Raw genomic sequence first — 18,821 nt, 5'->3', positions numbered from 1 at the left:
CCATGTCGTCGGTCCAGCGGCCTGATGCGCCCGTCGACTGGGACGGGCTGCGGGCCGCGGCCCGCGAGGTCGTCGAGCGCGCCTACGCGCCGTACTCGCAGTTCCCGGTGGGGGCGGCCGCGCTCGTCGACGACGGACGCGTCGTGGTCGGCTGCAACGTCGAGAACGCCGCCTACGGCGTGACGTTGTGCGCCGAGTGCTCGCTCGTCTCCGCGCTGGTCGTCGGGGGCGGGGGGCGCCTCGTGGCGTTCACGTGCGTCGACGGTGCCGGGCAGACCCTCATGCCGTGCGGCCGGTGCCGCCAGCTCCTGTGGGAGCACGGCGGCGCCGACCTGCTGGTCGACTCCGTGCGCGGCGTCGTGCCCATGACCGAGGTGCTGCCCGACGCGTTCGGGGCGCCCGACCTCGCCCGTCCCCGTCTTCGCCCGCCGAGCACGGATGCCGAGGCACCAGCAGGCGCGGACACCGCAGCAGACACAGACACAGACCAGGAGTCCTGATGGCCACCCCTCACACCGAGCCGTTCGACGCCGTCGAGGTGATCCGCGCCAAGCGTGACCGTGCGACGCTCACCGACGCGCAGGTGGACTGGGTCGTCGACGCCTACACGCGGGGCGTCGTCGCCGAGGAGCAGATGTCCGCGCTGGCGATGGCGATCCTGCTCAACGGCATGACGCGCGCCGAGGTGTCGCGGTGGACGAACGCGATGATTGCCTCGGGCGAGCGGATGGACTTCTCGGGGCTCAGCCGGCCGACGGCGGACAAGCACTCGACCGGTGGCGTGGGGGACAAGATCACGCTGCCCTTGGCACCGCTCGTCGCCGTGTTCGGGGTCGCGGTGCCGCAGCTGTCCGGGCGCGGGCTCGGGCACACGGGCGGCACCCTGGACAAGCTCGAGTCCGTCCCGGGCTGGCGGGCGGCGCTGACGAACGACGAGATGATGGCGCAGCTCGACGACGTCGGCGCCGTGATCTGCGCCGCGGGGGCCGGCCTGGCGCCCGCCGACAAGAAGCTCTACGCGCTGCGCGACGTCACCGGGACCGTCGAGGCGGTGCCCCTCATCGCCAGCTCGATCATGAGCAAGAAGATCGCGGAGGGCACGGGCGCGCTCGTGCTCGACGTCAAGGTCGGGTCCGGGGCGTTCATGAAGGACCTCGACATGGCCACGGAGCTCGCCCGCACGATGGTCGACCTCGGCACCGACGCGGGAGTGCGCACCGTCGCCTTGCTCACGGACATGCAGGTGCCGCTGGGCCGCACCGCCGGCAACGCGCTGGAGGTCCGCGAGTCCCTCGAGGTGCTCTCCGGCGCGGGTCCGGCCGACGTCGTCGACCTCACGGTCGCGCTCGCCGTCGAGATGCTCGCCGGGGCCGGGCGCCCCACCCCGGATGCCGAGGTCCGTGCGGCGCTCGCCGACGGGCGGGCGATGGACGTGTGGCGGCGCATGATCGTGGCGCAGGACGGCGACCCGGACGCCCCGCTGCCCGTGGCCGCGCACCGCCACGACGTGGTGGCGCAGGGCTCGGGCGTGCTCGGCACCCTGGACGCGTACGCCGTCGGCGTGGCCGCGTGGCGCCTCGGTGCAGGCCGGTCGCGCCGGGACGAGCCCGTGCAGGCCGGGGCCGGCGTCGAGGTGCACGTGCGGCCGGGCGAGCCGGTGACCGCGGGCCAGCCGCTGCTGACCCTGCACACCGACACCCCCGAGCGGTTCGACCGGGCCCGCGCCGTGCTCGACGGGGCGTGGAGCCTCGCCGACGACACGGGGACCGTGGCGGCCCGGCCGCTGCTCATCGACCGCATCGGCTGAGGCCCGACCTGCGAGGTCCGGGGACCCGGGCCACGATGGGCGCATGAGCACGGTGCCAGAGGACGGCCGGCGCGACGCCGGCCTCGACGACCCGGACGAGACGAGCCTGCTCGACGAGGCGACGGGCGCGGACCCGGACCCGGACCCCGACGCGGCCCGCGACGGCGAGTACCGGCCGGCGTTCCCGCGCCCGGACCTCGACGGCGCCGCGTCCGAGGCCGACGTCGTGGAGCAGTCCCGGACGGTGCCCGGAGCCGACGAGGACGACCTCGGCGCGGGGGCGGACGACGCCTGAGGGCAGGTAGGTTGGGCCCATGACGCAAGCCCTCGTCGACCTGATCCCCGACCTGCCCAAGGTCCTGCTGCACGACCATCTCGACGGAGGTCTGCGACCGCAGACCGTGCTCGAGCTCGCGGACGAGGTGGGGCACACCCTGCCCGCCCTGGACGCCGACTCCCTCGGCACGTGGTTCGTCGAGTCCGCGGACTCGGGGTCGCTGGTGCGCTACCTCGAGACGTTCGACCACACCATCGCCGTCATGCAGACGCCCGAGGCCCTGGCCCGCGTGGCCCGCGAGGCCGTGCTCGACCTCGCGGCGGACGGCGTCGTGTACGCCGAGCAGCGCTGGGCGCCGGAGCAGCACCTGGCCAAGGGCCTCTCGCTCGAGGCGACGGTCGAGGCCGTGCAGGCGGGCATCGACGAGGGCATCCGCGAGGCGGCGGCCGCCGGGCGCATCATCCGGGTCGGCCAGCTGGTCACCGCGATGCGGCACACGGACCGCTGGCAGGAGGTGGCGCAGCTCGCGGTGGCGTACCGGGACCGCGGCGTCGTCGGCTTCGACATCGCCGGCCCCGAGGACGGTTTCCCGCCGTCGCGGCACGCCGAGATCTGGCGGTTCCTCGCCGAGCACGACTTCCCGGTGACGATCCACGCGGGGGAGGCCGCCGGCGTCGACTCGATCTCGCAGGCCGTGCACCTGGGCCAGGCCGACCGGCTCGGGCACGGCGTGCGGATCATGGAGGACATCACGCTCGGGAGCGGCGAGGAGCCGGGGAACGGCGAGCGGCGGGCCGAGCTCGGGCGCCTCGCGCACTGGGTGCGCGACCACCAGATCGCCCTCGAGGTCTGCCCGGTGTCGAACCTGCAGACGTCCGCCGCGCACGGTGCCACCGGCATCGCCGACCACCCGATCACGGTGCTCAAGGAGCTCGACTTCGCGGTGACCCTCAACACCGACAACCGGCTCATGTCGCGCACGTCGATGTCGCACGAGATGACGCGCCTGGTCTCCGAGGCCGGCTGGACGATCGACGACCTCGCGGACGTGACGATGACCGCCGCGTGGAGCACGTTCATGCACCACGACGAGCGACGCAGCCTCGTCGACGACGTGATCCTGCCCGGCTACCAGAAGATCGAGGGGGCCCTGCGATGAGCGACCGGACCACGCCCGAACAGTCCGAGCCCACCCGGGAGCCCGCTGGGGCGCCTGCGGGCGTGCCCGCCGACGCCGCCGCGCTCGCCCGGTTCGTCGACCACACGCTGCTCAAGCCGGAGGCCGTCCCGGCGGACGTCACCGCGCTCGTCGAGGAGGGCGCGCGCCTCGGCGTGTTCTCGGTGTGCGTCTCGCCCACCTTCGTCGCGCACGCCGTCGAGGTGGCCGCGGGGCGGCTCGCCGTGGCCACGGTCTGCGGTTTCCCGTCGGGCAAGCACGTCAGCGAGGTCAAGGCGGCCGAGGCCGCACGCTCCGTGGAGGACGGCGCGGACGAGGTCGACATGGTGATCGACGTCGGCGCCGCCAGGGCCGGGGACTTCGACGCCGTCCAGCAGGACATCGCCGCCGTGCGCGCGGCGGTGCCCGCGGGCAAGGTGCTCAAGGTCATCATCGAGTCGGCGGCGCTGGACGACGAGCAGATCGTCGCGGTCTGCCGTGCGGCGCAGGCCGCCGGCGCGGACTACGTCAAGACGTCCACCGGGTTCCACCCGGCCGGCGGGGCGTCGGTGCACGCCGTGGCGCTCATGGCGTCGACGGTGGGCCCCGAGCTCGGGGTGAAGGCCTCGGGCGGCGTGCGGACCCTGTCGGACGCGCTCGCGATGATCGAGGCCGGCGCCACGCGGCTCGGCCTGTCGGGCACGGCGAGCGTCGTGGCAGGCTTCGCGGAGCCAGCGGGGGACGGGTCGGACGGCGGCGCGACGGCCTCCTCGGCCGTCGGCTACTGACGTCGGCGTGACGCCCCCGGACGGCCTCGGCCCGGTCGCGCCCTCGGCGGACGAGCCGGACGTGCCGGCGGAGCCGGATGCGATCGTCGAGGTCGCCGGGGCGACCCGCACCCACGGCACCGTGGAGGTGCTGGCGCCCACGACGCTGCGGGTGTCGCCCGGCGGCGCCGTCGCGGTGGTGGGGCCGAACGGGAGCGGCAAGTCCACGCTCCTGCGGCTCCTGGCGGGCAGGGACGAGCCGACGTCGGGCACGGTGCGCGTGCTCGGGCTGCCCGCGGCCCAGGCCCGTCGGCGTCGCCGCGAGGACGTGGCGGTGCTGCTGGGCGGGCTGCCGGCCTACCCCGACCTCACGGTCGCGGAGCACCTGCGGCTGGTCGCCTCGGCGTGGGCCGGGAGGCACCGTGGGCCCTCGGTCGACGCGGCGCTGGAGGCCGCCGAGCTCGACCGGGTGCGCGACCAGCTCCCCGGCGAGCTCTCCTCGGGCGAGGCGCAGATGTTCGCGCTGGCGACCACCCTGTTCCGGCCGGCCCTGCTGGTCCTGCTCGACGAGCCCGAGCAGCGCCTCGACGCCCGCTGGCGCGCCGTCGCCCGCCGTCTGGTCGGCGGCGCGCTCGACGACGGCCGGGCGCTCGTCGTGGCGACGCACGACGCGGACCTGCGCGCCGACCTGGCCGGGCGCGGCCAGGTGGTGGCCATGTCCGCACCTGTCCGCACCTGTCCGCCCGGGGCGCGGTGACGGCCGGGTGACGGCTCCGGACGACGGGACGGCGGCGAGCGGGGCGTCCCTGCGCGTGCCCTATCGTCGCTGGCGCCGGTGGGTGCGCTCGATGCGGCGCCGCACCGCGCTGGTACGGGCCGCGGAGGCGGGCGGTGACCCGCACGACCGCGTGTACCTCGGGTACGGCGTCGTCCTTCTCGCCCTGGTCTACGGGCCGATCCTCTGGTCGGCCGTGGCCGTGGCCGGCGGCGTGCTGCCCGTGGGGGCCTTCGCGGGGTCCCTGCTCGGGCTCGGGCTGGCGAGCGCGGGGACCGCCCTCGCTGCCCGGACGGGCGGCCCGCTGTGGGTGAGTCCCGCCGAGGCGACCTTCGTGCTGGGCGGGCAGTTCCGCCCCCGGACGGTGCTGCGCCTACGTGGCGCCAGCCTCGTGGCCGGTGCCGCGGTACTGGGGGCGTTCATGACGACGGCCCTCGCGTCGGCGGGCGGCGGACCCGCGCTCCTCGGGTGGGGGCTCGCGGGTGCGCTGGGGGCCCAGGTGCCCCTCGCCGTGGGCGTGGCGGCACAGACGCCACGGTGGCGCCGGACGGCGCACGGTGTGGCCGGCGCGCTCCTGGTGCTCGGCGGGGCGTGCCTGCTGCTGCCGTCGGCAGTGCTCGCACGGCCGGGGGCCCTCGGCGCGCCAGGCTCCCTCGGCGGGCTCGTCCCGCTCGGCGTGGTCGCCGCCGTGGGCGTGGCCTGCGTGCTGCTGGTGCTGCGGGTGCTCCCCGACGAGGTCGACGCCGACGAGGCGGCGGCCGGGTTCCGTCGTACCGCGATCGCCGGGAGCGGGCTCGCGGGCGGCGACTCCGGGGGGACGGCAGAGCTCCTGGGCGCGCGGCGGTCCGGTGGCCGGGGCTCCACGTTCGTCGCACCGCTGCTGCGCCGGGCGCCTGTCGTGGCGCGCGACCTGCTGGGCCTGCGGCGTCTGGTGAACGCCTCGCTCGCGTCGGTGCTCGTCGGGGGGCTGGGCGGGCTCATGGTGCTGTCCGGCGCCGACGGGGGAGCCGGGGACGCTGGGGGAGGCGGGGGAGCGCTGCCGGTCGTGATCGGCGCGGCCGCCCTGTACGCGTCGAGCGCCGGATGGGCCGGCGGGCTGCGGGCGTTCGCGTCCCAGCCGGAGCCGGGCCGGCTGCTGCCCGGCCCGCCCGGGCGGCTCCTCGCCGCACACCTCGTGATCCCGGCGGCGGTCGCCGCAGGCGTCGGTGGCCTGGCCCTCGGCGTCGGGGCGGTGCTCGGCCTGTCGGGCCCGGTGGCGGGGCCGGTGCTGGTCGCCCTGCTCGTGGTCGTGCTCGCCGCGCGGGCCTGGGTCGCGGGGGCGTCCGCGGCTCCCCCGGAGATCTTCACGCCGATGATGACGCCGGCGGGCGACATGGCCATGCTGGTGCTGGCGGCGTGGTACCTGCGCGGGTGGCTCGTCGTGGTGACGGTGGCCTGGCTGGCCCAGCGGGCGGGACCCGGCGCGGGCGTCACGACGGCGGTGCTCGCCGTGGCGGTCGCCGTGTGGCTCGTCCGCGCGGCCGTCCGTCGGGTCGCGCGCGCCTGACCGGCGCCCCTGCCGCTCCCTCGCGCAGACGCTCGATCGAGCCGATGCCGTGCTGGGTTAGGCTCGCCTCACCATGAGCCAGACTCCCGGCGGACCTCCCGCACGCAAGCGCACCCCCAAGCACGCGACCGTCTCCGCGGTACGGCGGCTCAGCCCCCACCTGGTGCGGGTGACGCTGCGCGGCCCCGAGCTCGCGACCCTCGAGCCCATCGGGTTCACGGACAGCTACCTCAAGCTGGTGCTCGGCGAGCTGGAGGACGGGCGCCCCCTGCTGCGCACGTACACGGTCCGGGCGTTCCGCGGGGACGAGTGGGACGTCGACCTGGTGCTGCACGGCGACGAGGGGGTGGCGGCCCGCTGGGCCGCCCGCGTCGAGCCCGGGGAGCCGGTGTCCTTCATGGGGCCGGGCGGGGGCTACGCGCCCGCGCCGGACGCCGCATGGCACCTGCTGGTCGGGGACGACTCGGCCTGGCCCGCGATCGCGGCGTCGCTCGAGGCGCTGCCCGCCGGCGCGGTGGCGCACGCCGTCGTCGAGGTCCCCGGGCCCGAGGACGAGCAGCCGGTTCAGAGCGCCGCCGACCTGCACCTGACCTGGGTGCACCGCGGTACCCGCAGCCTGGTCGACGCGGTCCGCGAGGCGCACGCTGCCGGCGAGCTGCCGGACGGCTCGCCCCAGGCCTTCCTGCACGGCGAGGCGTCGTGCGTGCGCGACCTGCGCCGCTGGGTACGGGCCGAGCTCGGCGTCCCCCGCGAGCGGCTGTCCGCGTCGGGCTACTGGCGTCGCGGCGTCGACGACGAGGGCTGGCGCGCCGCGAAGCGCGACTGGGCCGCCGCCGTCGAGCAGGACGACGCCGCGCTGAGCCCCGTCGGCTGAGTCAGCCCCCGAGCCCCATCGCCGCGCGCATGTCCGCCTTCACCCGGTCGAGCCGGGCGTGGGCGGCCACGCGGATGCGGCCGACGTCGTACGACGTGGCGTCGGGCGCGACCGGTTCGACCACCTCGAGGTAGCACTTCACCTTGGGCTCGGTGCCGCTCGGCCGGACCACGACGCGGGTGTCGTCCGCCGCGAGCAGCACGATGCCGTCGGTGGGCGGCAGGCCGTCCACGCCGGCCGTCAGGTCGAGGACGTTCGCGACGGCCGAGCCGGCAAGGGTGCGCGGCGGGTTCGAGCGCAGGTGCGCCATCGTCGCGCCGATGCGCTCGAGGTCGGAGAACCGGGCCGAGAGCTGGTCGGTGAGGAAGAGCCCGTTCTCCCGGGCGACGTCGTCGAGCGCGTCGATGATCGTGCGCCCCTCGCTCTTGAGCCGGTCGGCGAGCTGCGCGACGAGCACCGCGGCGCTGATGCCGTCCTTGTCCCGCACGCTGGCCGGGTCGACGCAGTAGCCGAGCGCCTCCTCGTAGCCGAACACGAGGCCCGGGGTGCGTGCGATCCACTTGAACCCCGTGAGCGTGGTGACGTGTGCCGCGCCGTGGTGCGCCGCGATGGACGACAGCGCCCGCGACGAGACCACCGAGGAGGCCAGCACCGGCCGCTGCGCGCCCCGGACGGCGTCGGCGCGCGCGGCGATCTCGCGCCCGAGGAGCGCGCCCACCTCGTCGCCGTGCAGCATCCGCCAGCCGTGGGAGCGTGCCGTCTCGGCGCCCTGGTACGTCCCGACGGTGGGGTCCATGACGGCGACGGCGCAGCGGTCGGCGTCGGGGTCGTTCGCGATGACGAGGTCCGCGCCGACGTCGGCGGCGAGGCCGAGCGCCATGTCGATCGCGCCCGGCTCCTCCGGGTTCGGGAACCGCACCGTGGGAAAGTCCGGGTCCGGGTCGGCCTGCTCGGCGACCGGGACGACGTCGGTGAAGCCCGCGTCGGCGAGCGCCCTCGCCAGCACGCGCCCCCCGACCCCGTGCAGCGACGTGGTGACGACCTTGAGCGTGCGCGGCCGGCCGTCGGACAGCGCGCGCACCGAGGCGAGGTATGCCAGCGCGATCTCGCGGTCCAGGACCGTCCAGCCGGACTCCGCCCGGGGCACGCCGGCTGCCGGCCCGACCGCGGCGATCCGCTCGGCGATGCCGGCGTCGTGCGGGGGCACGATCTGGGCGCCCTGCCCGTCGTCGACCACGACGCGACCGCCCAGGTAGACCTTGTACCCGTTGTCCGCCGCCGGGTTGTGGCTGGCGGTGACCATGACGCCGGCGTCGGCGTCGAGGTGCCGGACGGCGAACGCGAGGACGGGCGTCGGCAGCGCGGAGGGCAGGAGCAGCACCTCGGCCCCCGCGGCCGTGAGGACGGCTGCGGTGTCGGTCGCGAAGTCCTTCGAGCGGTGCCGCGCGTCGAAGCCGACGACGACGCGCGCCGCCGAGCGCGGCCCGAGCGACGCTGCGAGGTAGGCACCCAGACCGGCGGCGGCCGCCGTCACGACGGCGCGGTTCATGCGGTTCGGCCCGGCCGCCATCGCCCCGCGCAGGCCCGCCGTGCCGAACTGCAGCGAGCCGGTGAACCGGTCCCGCAGCTCGGCCACCGCGGCGTCGCGGGTCCTGCTCACGTGCGAGCCCGTGGCCTGTGCGAGCGCGGAGAGCTCGGCCTGGTCGGTCTCGTCGACGTCGTCGCGGATCCAGCGCTCGACCTGGTCCAGCAGCAGGTCGAGCGGGATCTCGCTCCGGGCGCCCGCGCCGGCGTCGAAGGCCGGGTCGTCGGTGTCCAGGCTCATGGGGCCTCCTTCAGACCGAGGATGCGGGTCAGAGCGACTTCACGACGCGTGCGAGCAGGTCGCTGATGCGCGGGCCGGCCTCCTGGCCCGCCTCCAGCACCTCGGCGTGCGAGAGCGGCTGCGGGCTGATGCCGGCGGCGAGGTTCGTCACGAGCGAGATCCCGAGCACCTCCATGCCGGCGTGCCGGGCGGCGATCGCCTCGAGGGTCGTGGACATGCCGACGAGGTCCGCGCCGAGGAGCCCGGCCATCTTCACCTCGGCCGGGGTCTCGTAGTGCGGGCCGGGGAACTGGGCGTACACGCCCTCGGGCAGGTCGGGATCGACCTGCTTGGCGATCTCGCGCAGACGAGGGGAGTACAGGTCCGTCAGGTCGACGAACGTCGCGCCCTCCAGCGGGGAGTGCGCGGTGAGGTTGATGTGGTCGGATAGCAGCACCGGCTGCCCGGGGCGCCACGAGATGTGCAGGCCGCCGCAGCCGTTGGTCAGCACGACGCTCTCGCAGCCGGCCGCGGCGGCGGTCCGCACGCCGTGGGCGACGTGGCGCACGCCCTTGCCCTCGTACAGGTGGGTGCGCCCACCCAGCACCAGCGCGTGCCGGACGGCGCCGTCCGGCCGCTCGACGCGCACCGAGCGTGTCGTCGTCCCGTGGCCCGCCACCGACGGCTTCGAGAAGCCCGGGATCTCGTGGGTGGGGATCTCGGCGACGACGTCCCCGACGAGCTCGGCGGCGGCGCTCCAGCCTGAGCCGAGCACCAGCGCCACGTCGTGCCCGGGAACCCCCGTGGCCTCGGCGATGTGGGTGGCGGCGGCGCGCGCGACGTCGAACGGGTCGGTGGTGGGGTCGTCCAGGTCGGGGACGGCGGTGGTGCTGGTACTCATGGTGCAGAGGGTATCCCCGCCCGGACGGCCTTGCCGTGCCGGTGCCGGTCGCAGGGCCTGTCGGGGGCCTGACACAATGGGCCCGTGCCCACCGTGAACACCCCTCCGCAGGACACCCCTGCTCCCGTCGCCGCACCTGGCGCGCCGGGAGCAGACCCCCGAAGCCAGCGCGTCGTCGTCGTCGGCGGTGGCCCGGGCGGCTACGAGGCGGCCCTGGTCGCCCGCCGGCTCGGCGCCCGCGTGACCGTCGTCGAGCAGCAGGGTCTCGGCGGTGCCGCCGTGCTCACCGACGTCGTGCCCTCGAAGACCCTCATCGCGACCGCCGAGTGGCTGACCATCGCCGAGCAGGGTCCCGAGCTCGGCATCCGAGGCGGGGACCCGGGCGAGCCCCGGGACCGCCGCGCGATCGTGGACCTGGAGGCGGTGAACGCCCGCGTGCTGGCGCTCGCGGAGGCCCAGTCCGCCGACATCCGCGCCCGCCTCGAGCGCGAGGGCGTGCAGGTCGTCCACGGCCGCGGGCGGCTGGACGGTCCGTCGCGCGTCGTCGTCGAGCACGACGGTGCCGACGGTGCCGACGGGGCCGGTGACGGCGCGACCACGACGCTGGACGCCGACACGATCCTGCTCGCCCTGGGCGCCACGCCCCGCACGCTGGACACGGCGGTGCCCGACGGCGACCGCATCCTCACCTGGACCCAGCTCTACCGGCTCACCGAGCTGCCCGAACGGCTGATCGTCGTCGGCTCCGGCGTCACCGGCGCGGAGTTCGCCGGCGCCTACCAGGCCCTCGGGTCGGAGGTCGTGCTCGTCTCCTCGCGCGACCGGGTGCTGCCCGGCGAGGACATGGACGCCGCCGAGCTGCTCGAGGGAGTGTTCCGCTCCCGCGGCATGACGGTGATGTCGCGCTCGCGCGCGGCGACGGCGGAGCGCACGGCCGACGGGGTGGCCGTCACCCTGGCCGACGGGCGCGTCGTCACCGGCTCGCACGTGCTCATCGCGGTCGGGGCGGTGCCCTCGACGGCGGGCCTGGGCCTCGAGGAGGCGGGCGTGCGGCTCACCGAGTCCGGCCACGTCGCCGTGGACAAGGTGTCGCGGACGTCGGTGCGCGGCATCTACGCCGCCGGCGACTGCACCGGCGTGCTGCCCCTGGCGTCCGTCGCGGCCATGCAGGGGCGCATCGCGATGTCGCACGCGCTGGGCGACGCCGTCGCGCCGCTCAAGCTCGGCCGCGTCGCCGCGAACATCTTCACGGCCCCCGAGATCGCGACCGTCGGGTACAGCGAGGCCCGGCTGCGCGAGCAGGGGTCGCGGTACGTCACGACGATGCTGCCCCTGGCGCGCAACCCGCGCGCCAAGATGCTCGGCATGCGTGACGGCTTCGTCAAGCTCTTCGCGCATCCCGAGGCGGGCGTGGTCCTCGGCGGCGTCGTCGTGGCGCCGCGCGCCAGCGAGCTGGTGTTCCCCATCACGCTGGCGGTCGCCCACCGGCTCACCGTGGACGACGTCGCCGAGGCGTTCACCGTCTACCCGTCCCTGTCGGGGTCGATCGCCGAGGCCGCGCGCGTGCTGCACGGCCAGGTGCGCTAGCTAGCCCAGCAGGGCGTGCAGCCGCGGCCACGCCGCGGCGAACGCGGGGAGCAGGGGGAGGGTCGCCAGCTCGTCGACCGCGACCCAGCGGACCTCGAGGCTCTCGGGGTCGGCGGGCGCGGGCCGCACGACGGCGCCCGGGGTGACGTCGGCGACCACCGTCGTGTACGCCCACGGGCCGTGGTCCAGGACGTGGGTGCCGAGCACGTGCACGGCACCGGGCGGGATCGCGGCCTCCTCCAGCGACTCGCGCAGGGCGCCGGCCTCCGGGCTCTCGCCGGGGGCGAGCGCGCCGCCGGGAACGCCCCAGGTGCCGCCCTGGTCGGACCAGAGCGCGCGGTGCTGCAGCACGACGTGGGTCACCGGACCGGCGAGCGGTCCTGCGGCCGCGTCCCCGCGGCGCGCCAGCAGCAGCCCCGCGGCGCCGTGCGTGCCCCAGTGCTGGTGGTCGCCGCACGTCACCCAGCCGTCGCCGGCGTGCCGGTGCAGGACGTCGGTCGGTGGAAATCTGCTGGGCACGCCGCCAGGCTACAACCGAGGATGGACGCGTGAACGACATGGCCACCGGCTCCACCGACGAGTCCGGGCACGAGCACCGGTCTACCCCGGACATGACGGACGACCCGACGAACGACATGCCCGGCTGGAAGCGGAACGTCGCGCTCTTCCTCACCGGCCAGACGATCTCGCTGCTCGGCTCGATGCTGGTGCAGTTCGCCGTGATGTGGCACCTGACCATCGAGACCGGGTCCGGCGCCGTGCTGATGCTCAGCATCGTGTTCGGCATGCTCCCGCAGGCGTTCGTCTCGATCTTCGGCGGGGTCTGGGCCGACCGGCACGACCGGAGGCTGCTCATCATCGGTGCGGACACCGCGATCGCGACGATCACGCTGGCCCTCGCGCTGCTCATGGCCTCCGGGATCGACGACCTGTGGCTCATCTACGTGGCTCTCGCCGTCCGGTCCACCTTCGCCGGCATCCAGACGCCCGCGGTGAGCGCGATGATCCCGCAGATCGTGCCCGCCGACCAGCTGCTGCGGATCAACGGGATCAACCAGTCCATCCAGTCGGCCATGATGCTGCTCGCCCCGGCGGTGGCCGCGGGCGTCTACGCGAGCTACGACATCGTGGCGGTGTTCTTCGTGGACGTCGTGACCGCGCTCGTCGGGGTCGGCCTGCTGCTCCTGGTCACGGTGCCGCGCCTGGTGCGCCAGGACGCGGACGGTGCCGTGAGCTACTTCGGCGACCTCGCCGCCGGGGTGCGGTACGTCGCGGCGCACGGTCCCGTGCGGTGGCTCATGGTGCTCTTCGCCGTGTCGATGGTGCTGGTCGGTGCGCCGTCCTACCTGACGCCGCTCATGGTGGTCCGCACGTTCGGTGACGAGGTGTGGAAGCTCACCGCGAACGAGATCTTCTGGGCGGCGGGCATGCTGGCGGGCGGGATCGTGATGGCGGCGCTCGGCCCCCGGGTCAGGAACAAGGTCGCGCTGATCGTCGGGTCCGTGCTCGCGGCCGGGGCGTTCACGGCGCTCCTCGGGCTGGCCACGAACCTGTGGGTGTTCTACGGCATCGGGTTCGTCATCAGCGTCGCGTTCGCGTTCATGTCGGCGCCGAGCATGACGATCCTGCAGGAGTCGGTGGAGCCGCAGATGCTGGGCCGGGTGTTCGGGTTCGTCGGAATCGTCATGACGGTGGCGATGCCGCTGAGCATGGTCGTGTTCGGGCCGCTCGCCGACCGGTTCGCGATCGAGCCGCTGCTCGTCGTGGCGGGGCTGCTGCTCGTCGCGTTCGTCGTCACGGTGCTCGCGATCCCGACCGCCCGCCGGTCGCTGGCCGCCGTCGAACGTCGTCCCGTCCCCGAGGCCGTGCCCGACCCCGCGGCCTAGGCTGCGGCCGGCCCCGCGAGTTGTCAGGTCCACGTCGACCGGAACGTGCACGTGGTCCTGACAACTCCTGGGCCCGGCGAGTTGTCAGGTTCACGTTGATCGGAACGTGCACGTGGTCCTGACAACTCGCGTGGGGCTTCTCGTCCACAGGACGTTCCGACACGATCGCGTCAGATCCCCTAGGGTCTCCACGTTGTCGTCGTCGACCGAAAGCATCCCGTATGCCTCGCGCAACGCTCGCCGCCACTGCCGTCGGCCTCGCCGCGGTCCTGCTCCTCGCAGGCTGCGGCCCGGACGGACCCGAACCGCCGCCCGCCGCGTCGGAGTCCACGACGCCGGGGCCATCACTCTCCGCGTCACCGTCCGTGTCGCCGAGTCCCACGTCGACGGTCGCCCCGCCCGAGCGCCCGGTGGAGATGGACGACGACGGCCCCGCCGGTGCGGAGGCGGCCGCGGTGTACTTTCTGCGACTCGACGACTACATCATGAAGACGGGCGACACTGCTCAGTGGGAAGCGATGTCACACAAGGAGTGCGACTACTGCGTAGAGCGCCTGGAGCAGGCGCAGGAGATCGCCGACCACTCCTATGCCTGGACGAATGAACTGACTGAGGTCCGGGTGCAAGAGTCTTACGTTCAAGATTCTGCAACAGGTCTTCAGAGGGTAGACGTCGCGGTCAGTCAGGGCGCAGTGACCGTTACAGACGGGTCCGGCGACGAAGTCTTCCAGCAGGATGCGATCGAGCTTGTCATGGGCGTGGAACTTGCTCTCGCCGACGAGGATTGGGTAATCGTCGGTATCACCAACGTGACGGATTCATAGGATGGGCGCCAAGTTCAAACTTGCCGCGATGGCGGCACTGGTCGGACTTCTGACAGCCGCGGCCGAACCGGAAATTCAAGGGCGTGGCACTCCTGAAGGTGACGGTTTCATCGCGGAGCACAAGGAGCGCGGCGGCGGCAACGTCCCCGTCGAGGACGACGGGGCAAGTGGACTCAGTGATAGGTACGTGCGCGTGGACGCGGTCACGTGCTTGCAGCTGAACGACACGAACTATCTGCAGGACATCGTGGATGCGCCTGGGGCTTGTGATGCGGGCGAGGCCGGCTTCATGGCGGACCCGGACTGTGACGAGTACTGGTTGGCGCCGTTGTGGGTCCAGCGGGTCCGTGACGACGGGAGCTACGGCGCGCCCGAGCAGCTTTCTGACGGGCAGTGTGTGACTCCGGCGGACCTGGCGGTGGAGGCGGCGCGGGAGTTCGCGGTGATGAAGGTCCCGACGCCGCCGGTGACGGTGCAGGGCGGTGAGCCGATGCTCGTCAACGTGCACTACCCGGCCTACACGACGGCTGAGCCGCAGGAGCTCGAGGCCGTGCTGCTCGACGTGCCGGTGGTGATCCGGGCGGATCCGGCGCAGTTCGTGTGGGACTTCGACGACCCGTACTCGGCCGGTGGCGGCACGTTGACCACGACGGAGCCGGGTCGGGCGTGGAGCGAGGGTGATCCGTTGCCGGACGCGTCCTGGGTGGGGCACACGTACAGCCGGCTGGGGGAGCCGGGCACGGACGTGGGGACTGCTGTCGACGCGGAGGGGGACGTCTACCGTTCCGGGATCGAGGTCTCGTTGACCACGACGTGGCGGGGCAGCTTCCGCATCCAGGGCAGCAGCACGTGGACGGCGATCGAGGGCACCATCACGACCACCAGCACGACCGCTCCCGCGACGGTCACCGAAGCGCGCACCCGTCTGGTCTGCGAGGACCTCCACGGCAACGACGTCTGCTGACCAGGGGCGAGGGTGCCACCCGGTACCGTCAGTCGACGATGTCGCAGATCGCCGTGCCAGCGCTCACGCCGGCGCCGGGCTCGAGGCTCAGCGACCGGACGGTGCCCGAGCGGTGCGCCAGCAGCGGCTGCTCCATCTTCATGGCCTCGAGGACGACGACGAGGTCCCCCTCGGCCACCTGGTCGCCCTCGGCGACGGCGACCTTGACGATGGTGCCCTGCATGGGCGACGCGAGGGTGGCGCCGCCGGCGCCGCCCGCGCCGTTGGAGCCGCGCGCGGCCGACCGGCGGGCCGGACGGCGGGCGGCGTTGGCGCGCCGGGCACGACCGGCGGCGACGCCGAGACCGGCGGGCAGCACGACCTCGAGGCGTCGTCCGCCGACCTCGACGACGACGCGCTCGGCGAGCGGCTCCTCGTCGTCGGAGTCGTCGGCAGCGGGGGCCGGGGCGGAGGCGCCCAGCCCGGCGACGGTGTCGGCGAAGTCGGTCTCGATCCAGCGGGTGTGCACGCGGAACGCGGAGCCGTCCGCGGGGACGAAGTCGTCGGCCTCGAGGACGGCCCGGTGGAACGGGACGACCGTGGGGATGCCCGCGACCTCGAGCTCGCGCAGCGCACGGCGGGCCCGCTCGACGGCCTGCGTGCGGGTGGCGCCCGTGACGATCAGCTTGGCGATCATCGAGTCGAACGCGCCCGAGACGGTGTCGCCCTCGACGACGCCCGTGTCGACCCGCACGCCCGGGCCGCTCGGCCAGCGCAGCGTCGAGACGGTGCCCGGCGCCGGCAGGAACCCCGCGGCCGGGTCCTCACCGTTGATGCGGAACTCGAGGCTGTGCCCGCGCACGGTGGTGCCGTCATAGCCCAGCGGCTCACCCGCCGCGATGCGCAGCTGCTCGCGCACGAGGTCGATGCCCGTGACCTCCTCGGTCACCGGGTGCTCGACCTGCAGGCGAGTGTTCACCTCGAGGAACGACAGGGTGCCGTCGGTGCCCACGAGAAACTCGCAGGTGCCCGCGCCGACGTACCCGGCCTCGCGCAGGATCGCCTTCGAGGCCCGGTCGAGCTCGGCCTCCTGCGCGGCGGTGAGGAACGGGGCCGGGGCCTCCTCGACCAGCTTCTGGTGGCGGCGCTGCAAAGAGCAGTCGCGGGTCGAGACGACGACGACGTTGCCGTGCGCGTCCGCCAGGCACTGCGTCTCCACGTGACGGGGGCGGTCGAGGTACCGCTCCACGAAGCACTCGCCGCGGCCGAACGCCGCGGTGGCCTCCCGGACGGCGGAGTCGAAGAGCTCGTCGATCTCGTCCGCGGCGCGGGCGACCTTGAGGCCGCGCCCGCCGCCGCCGAACGCGGCCTTGATGGCGATGGGCAGCCCGTGCTCGGCGGCGAAGGCGCGCACCTCGGAGGCGTCGGCCACGGGGTCGGCGGTGCCGGGCACCAGGGGGGCGCCCGCGGCCTGCGCGATGTGCCGCGCGCTCACCTTGTCGCCGAGGGCCTCGATGGCGGCGGGCGGCGGGCCGATCCAGACCAGGCCGGCGTCGATCACGGCCTGCGCGAACTGCGCGTTCTCCGAGAGGAAGCCGTACCCCGGGTGCACGGCGTCGGCGCCGGAGCGGCGGGCGACGTCGAGCAGCTTGTCGACGTCCAGGTACGTGTCGGCCGCGCGCAGGCCGCCGAGGGCGAACGCCTCGTCGCAGAGGCGGACGTGCAGGGAGTCCCGGTCCGGGTCCGCGTAGACGGCGACGGAGGCGACACCGGCGTCGGCGCACGCGCGAGCGATGCGGACGGCGATCTCACCGCGGTTGGCGACGAGGACCTTGCTGATCGTGGGCACGGCTCACGGTAACGCGCGCGCCCACGTGCTCCCGCACCCGCGCGCTGCCCGTCGGGGAAGTCTGTGCCGGGTGCCAACGACGCTCCGGAGCGTTTGGAGGTTTCCGACATGGACTCTGCGCATGAGGCCTGCCGAAGCCACCAGGCGTTGGTGGTTTCGACAGGCTCGACCCGCGGGTCCCGACCTGTTCAGCCCCCGGAGCGCAGGGTACGCCAGGGGACGTCGATCTCGGCGAGCAACTCGCGCAGCAGCGGCAGGCTCAGCCCCACCACGCCGTGGTGGTCGCCCTCGACCCGCTCGACGAACGGGCCGCCGAGGCCGTCGATCGTGAACGCGCCGGCCACCTGCAGCGGCTCGCCGGTGGCGACGTACGCGTCGATCTCCGCGTCGTCGACGTCGGCGAAGTGCACGGTGGTCGACGACGTCGCGCCGAGGGTCGCCCCGGTCCCGCCGTCGCCCGCGTCGCGGACGTCCACGACCCAGTGGCCGCTGTGCAGCACCCCGGCCCGGCCGCGCATGGCCCGCCAGCGGGCGCGTGCCTCGGCGGCGTCGGCGGGCCTGCCCAGGACCTCGCCGTCCAGCTCGAGCATCGAGTCGCAGCCCACCACGAGCGCCGACGTCGTCTCCTCCACCTGGCGGGCCACGTCCTCCGCCTTGGCCTGCGCCAGGACGAGCACGGCGTCGGCGGGCTCGAGGGTGCCGAACCGCTCCCGGGCGGCGGCGAGGACCGCGGGCTCGTCGACGCCGGAGACCACCACGGCCGGGGTCACGCCGGCGGCGGCGAGCGTCGCGAGGCGGGCGGGCGACCTGGAGGCGAGGACGAGCGGGACGGGCGTCGCGGCAGGCGTGACGGCTGACGGGGGAAGGGCGTCGGTGGGCACGGCTGCACGCTACCTCCTCAGTGCAGCAGCACCGTGGCCACGACGAGCACGACCGGCGAGAGGACGGTCGTGACGAGGACGGTGTCGCGCGCCAGCACCTCGCCGGTGCGGAACCGTGCGGCGTAGTTGTAGATGTTCTGGGCGGTGGGCAGCGCGGCGAGCGTCACCGCGGCGACGACCGTGGCCTGGTCGAGCTCGAAGGCGTACCGGGCCAGGACGAAGGCGAGGGCGGGCATCACCACGGACTTGAGCGCCGACGCCACGAGGATCGCGCTGCGGCCGTCCCCGGGCGCGAGCGGCCGCGATCCGTGCAGCGACATGCCGAACGCGAGCAGGATCATCGGGATCGCGCCGCCGCCGAGGATCTCGAGGGGGGCGAGGACGACGTCGGGCACCGTCCAGCCCGTGACGGAGACGACAGCGCCGGCGAGCGACCCCAGGATGATGGGGTTGCGCACGGGCTGGCTCAGCACGAACCCGAGCGAGACCCGGCCCGACGTCCGGGCGTCGAGCACGAGCAGCGTGACCGGCGCGAGCACCAGCAGCTGCAGCAGGATGACCGGCACGACCGCGGTGGCGTCGTCGAGCACGTACACGGCGACGGGCAGGCCGATGTTGTTCGCGTTGACGTACCCGGACGCCGCCGCGCCCACGGTGGCCTCCGCCATGGGGCGCCGGAGCCACAGCACGTTGGCCACGACGAAGATCGCCGCGCACCCGAGCGCCGCCGCGGCCTGCACCAGCAACGGGGCCTGGAACAGCTCGGCGACGTCGGCGCGGGCGATCACCGTGAACAGCAGCGCGGGACTGGCGACGAAGAAGCCGATCCGGTTCAGCGCGGTCTGGGCGTCCGGCCCCCCGAGGCGCAGCCGCGCCGCGAGGTAGCCCACCGCCATGACCACGCCGATGATGGCGAAGCCGGTGAGGATCCCTGACACGGGTCC

General features: G+C 74.4%; 18 protein-coding genes. 12 read left to right on the top strand and 6 right to left on the bottom strand.

Annotated features, from left to right (window positions below; all coding sequences use genetic code 11):
- Positions 1 to 2: 2 nt before the first annotated feature.
- The 8 genes from LEP48_RS03230 to LEP48_RS03195 all read left to right on the top strand — a co-directional run bounded on the left by LEP48_RS03230 (position 3) and on the right by LEP48_RS03195 (position 7,202).
- Positions 3 to 500: a cytidine deaminase gene (locus LEP48_RS03230; RefSeq protein ID WP_225564142.1), complete on the top strand. Its 498-nt coding sequence runs from the start codon at positions 3 to 5 to the stop codon at positions 498 to 500.
- Positions 500 to 1,807 carry a thymidine phosphorylase gene (locus LEP48_RS03225; RefSeq protein ID WP_225564141.1) on the top strand — a complete coding sequence of 436 codons (1,308 nt, stop codon included), beginning with the start codon at positions 500 to 502 and terminating at the stop codon, positions 1,805 to 1,807. Before LEP48_RS03230 ends, LEP48_RS03225 begins: the two co-directional genes overlap by 1 nt.
- Positions 1,808 to 1,850: 43 nt before the next feature.
- A complete protein-coding gene (locus LEP48_RS03220) occupies positions 1,851 to 2,102 on the top strand; it encodes a hypothetical protein (RefSeq protein ID WP_225564140.1) in 252 nt (83 codons plus the stop codon).
- Between the two features lie 19 nt (positions 2,103 to 2,121).
- A complete protein-coding gene (locus LEP48_RS03215; protein ID WP_225564139.1) occupies positions 2,122 to 3,243 on the top strand; it encodes an adenosine deaminase in 1,122 nt (373 codons plus the stop codon).
- Positions 3,240 to 4,028: a deoxyribose-phosphate aldolase gene (deoC, locus tag LEP48_RS03210; RefSeq protein WP_225564138.1), complete on the top strand. Its 789-nt coding sequence runs from the start codon at positions 3,240 to 3,242 to the stop codon at positions 4,026 to 4,028. The genes LEP48_RS03215 and deoC overlap by 4 nt, the downstream gene beginning before the upstream one ends.
- A 7-nt stretch (positions 4,029 to 4,035) precedes the next feature.
- Positions 4,036 to 4,764, top strand: a complete 729-nt coding sequence (locus tag LEP48_RS03205) for an ABC transporter ATP-binding protein (protein ID WP_225564137.1) — start codon at positions 4,036 to 4,038, stop codon at positions 4,762 to 4,764.
- Between the two features lie 7 nt (positions 4,765 to 4,771).
- Positions 4,772 to 6,328 (top strand): hypothetical protein, encoded by a 1,557-nt coding sequence (locus LEP48_RS03200; RefSeq protein ID WP_225564136.1) that lies wholly within the window; start codon positions 4,772 to 4,774, stop codon positions 6,326 to 6,328.
- 73 nt (positions 6,329 to 6,401) lie between these two features.
- The gene (locus LEP48_RS03195) at positions 6,402 to 7,202 is read left to right on the top strand and encodes a siderophore-interacting protein (protein ID WP_225564135.1); all 801 of its coding nucleotides are present in this window, start codon (positions 6,402 to 6,404) and stop codon (positions 7,200 to 7,202) included.
- Between the two features lies 1 nt (position 7,203).
- Here LEP48_RS03195 and LEP48_RS03190 read toward each other — a convergent pair whose 3' ends face one another.
- Positions 7,204 to 9,027, bottom strand: a complete 1,824-nt coding sequence (locus tag LEP48_RS03190; RefSeq protein ID WP_225564134.1) for a phospho-sugar mutase — start codon at positions 9,025 to 9,027, stop codon at positions 7,204 to 7,206.
- A 28-nt stretch (positions 9,028 to 9,055) separates the two neighbouring features.
- The gene (locus tag LEP48_RS03185) at positions 9,056 to 9,907 is read right to left on the bottom strand and encodes a purine-nucleoside phosphorylase (RefSeq protein ID WP_225564133.1); all 852 of its coding nucleotides are present in this window, start codon (positions 9,905 to 9,907) and stop codon (positions 9,056 to 9,058) included.
- A gap of 84 nt (positions 9,908 to 9,991) precedes the next feature.
- On the opposite strand from LEP48_RS03185, the gene LEP48_RS03180 reads away from it, so the two are divergent.
- Entirely contained in the window at positions 9,992 to 11,494 is a 1,503-nt protein-coding gene (locus LEP48_RS03180) for an NAD(P)H-quinone dehydrogenase (protein WP_422723790.1), read from the top strand.
- Here the strand turns inward: LEP48_RS03180 and LEP48_RS03175 are convergent, their stop codons facing one another.
- Positions 11,495 to 12,013: an NUDIX domain-containing protein gene (locus LEP48_RS03175; protein WP_225564132.1), complete on the bottom strand. Its 519-nt coding sequence runs from the start codon at positions 12,011 to 12,013 to the stop codon at positions 11,495 to 11,497.
- Positions 12,014 to 12,051: 38 nt separating this feature from the next.
- Between LEP48_RS03175 and LEP48_RS03170 the strand changes: the two genes are divergently transcribed.
- From LEP48_RS03170 to LEP48_RS03160, 3 genes are all read left to right on the top strand, one after another.
- Positions 12,052 to 13,380 (top strand): MFS transporter, encoded by a 1,329-nt coding sequence (locus tag LEP48_RS03170; RefSeq protein WP_225564479.1) that lies wholly within the window; start codon positions 12,052 to 12,054, stop codon positions 13,378 to 13,380.
- Between the two features lie 221 nt (positions 13,381 to 13,601).
- The gene (locus LEP48_RS03165; RefSeq protein ID WP_225564131.1) at positions 13,602 to 14,204 is read left to right on the top strand and encodes a DUF6318 family protein; all 603 of its coding nucleotides are present in this window, start codon (positions 13,602 to 13,604) and stop codon (positions 14,202 to 14,204) included.
- A 1-nt stretch (position 14,205) separates the two neighbouring features.
- Positions 14,206 to 15,168: a hypothetical protein gene (locus LEP48_RS03160; RefSeq protein ID WP_225564130.1), complete on the top strand. Its 963-nt coding sequence runs from the start codon at positions 14,206 to 14,208 to the stop codon at positions 15,166 to 15,168.
- Positions 15,169 to 15,196: 28 nt separating this feature from the next.
- Here LEP48_RS03160 and LEP48_RS03155 read toward each other — a convergent pair whose 3' ends face one another.
- The 3 genes from LEP48_RS03155 to LEP48_RS03145 form a co-directional block, all read right to left on the bottom strand.
- The gene (locus LEP48_RS03155) at positions 15,197 to 16,996 is read right to left on the bottom strand and encodes an acetyl/propionyl/methylcrotonyl-CoA carboxylase subunit alpha (RefSeq protein ID WP_225564129.1); all 1,800 of its coding nucleotides are present in this window, start codon (positions 16,994 to 16,996) and stop codon (positions 15,197 to 15,199) included.
- Positions 16,997 to 17,184: 188 nt separating this feature from the next.
- The gene (locus LEP48_RS03150) at positions 17,185 to 17,877 is read right to left on the bottom strand and encodes a Maf family protein (protein ID WP_225564128.1); all 693 of its coding nucleotides are present in this window, start codon (positions 17,875 to 17,877) and stop codon (positions 17,185 to 17,187) included.
- A 17-nt stretch (positions 17,878 to 17,894) separates the two neighbouring features.
- Complete coding sequence (locus tag LEP48_RS03145) at positions 17,895 to 18,815, bottom strand: AEC family transporter (protein WP_225564127.1); 921 nt, start codon at positions 18,813 to 18,815, stop codon at positions 17,895 to 17,897.
- Between the last annotated feature and the right edge of the window lie 6 nt (positions 18,816 to 18,821).

Origin of the sequence: Isoptericola luteus (assembly GCF_020297055.1) — a bacterium.
GTDB lineage: Bacteria > Actinomycetota > Actinomycetes > Actinomycetales > Cellulomonadaceae > Isoptericola > Isoptericola luteus.
The sequence above is the reverse complement of the archived record's forward strand: the minus strand, read 5'-3'. Positions and strand labels throughout refer to the sequence as shown.

Coding starts and splice junctions, on each gene's coding strand:
- LEP48_RS03225 (WP_225564141.1), top strand. CDS start 500: ATGGCCACCCCTCACACCGAGCCGTTCGACGCCGTCGAGGTGATCCGC.
- LEP48_RS03190 (WP_225564134.1), bottom strand. CDS start 9,027: ATGAGCCTGGACACCGACGACCCGGCCTTCGACGCCGGCGCGGGCGCC.
- LEP48_RS03230 (WP_225564142.1), top strand. CDS start 3: ATGTCGTCGGTCCAGCGGCCTGATGCGCCCGTCGACTGGGACGGGCTG.
- LEP48_RS03160 (WP_225564130.1), top strand. CDS start 14,206: ATGGGCGCCAAGTTCAAACTTGCCGCGATGGCGGCACTGGTCGGACTT.
- LEP48_RS03220 (WP_225564140.1), top strand. CDS start 1,851: ATGAGCACGGTGCCAGAGGACGGCCGGCGCGACGCCGGCCTCGACGAC.
- LEP48_RS03165 (WP_225564131.1), top strand. CDS start 13,602: ATGCCTCGCGCAACGCTCGCCGCCACTGCCGTCGGCCTCGCCGCGGTC.
- deoC (WP_225564138.1), top strand. CDS start 3,240: ATGAGCGACCGGACCACGCCCGAACAGTCCGAGCCCACCCGGGAGCCC.
- LEP48_RS03170 (WP_225564479.1), top strand. CDS start 12,052: ATGGCCACCGGCTCCACCGACGAGTCCGGGCACGAGCACCGGTCTACC.
- LEP48_RS03195 (WP_225564135.1), top strand. CDS start 6,402: ATGAGCCAGACTCCCGGCGGACCTCCCGCACGCAAGCGCACCCCCAAG.
- LEP48_RS03185 (WP_225564133.1), bottom strand. CDS start 9,907: ATGAGTACCAGCACCACCGCCGTCCCCGACCTGGACGACCCCACCACC.
- LEP48_RS03215 (WP_225564139.1), top strand. CDS start 2,122: ATGACGCAAGCCCTCGTCGACCTGATCCCCGACCTGCCCAAGGTCCTG.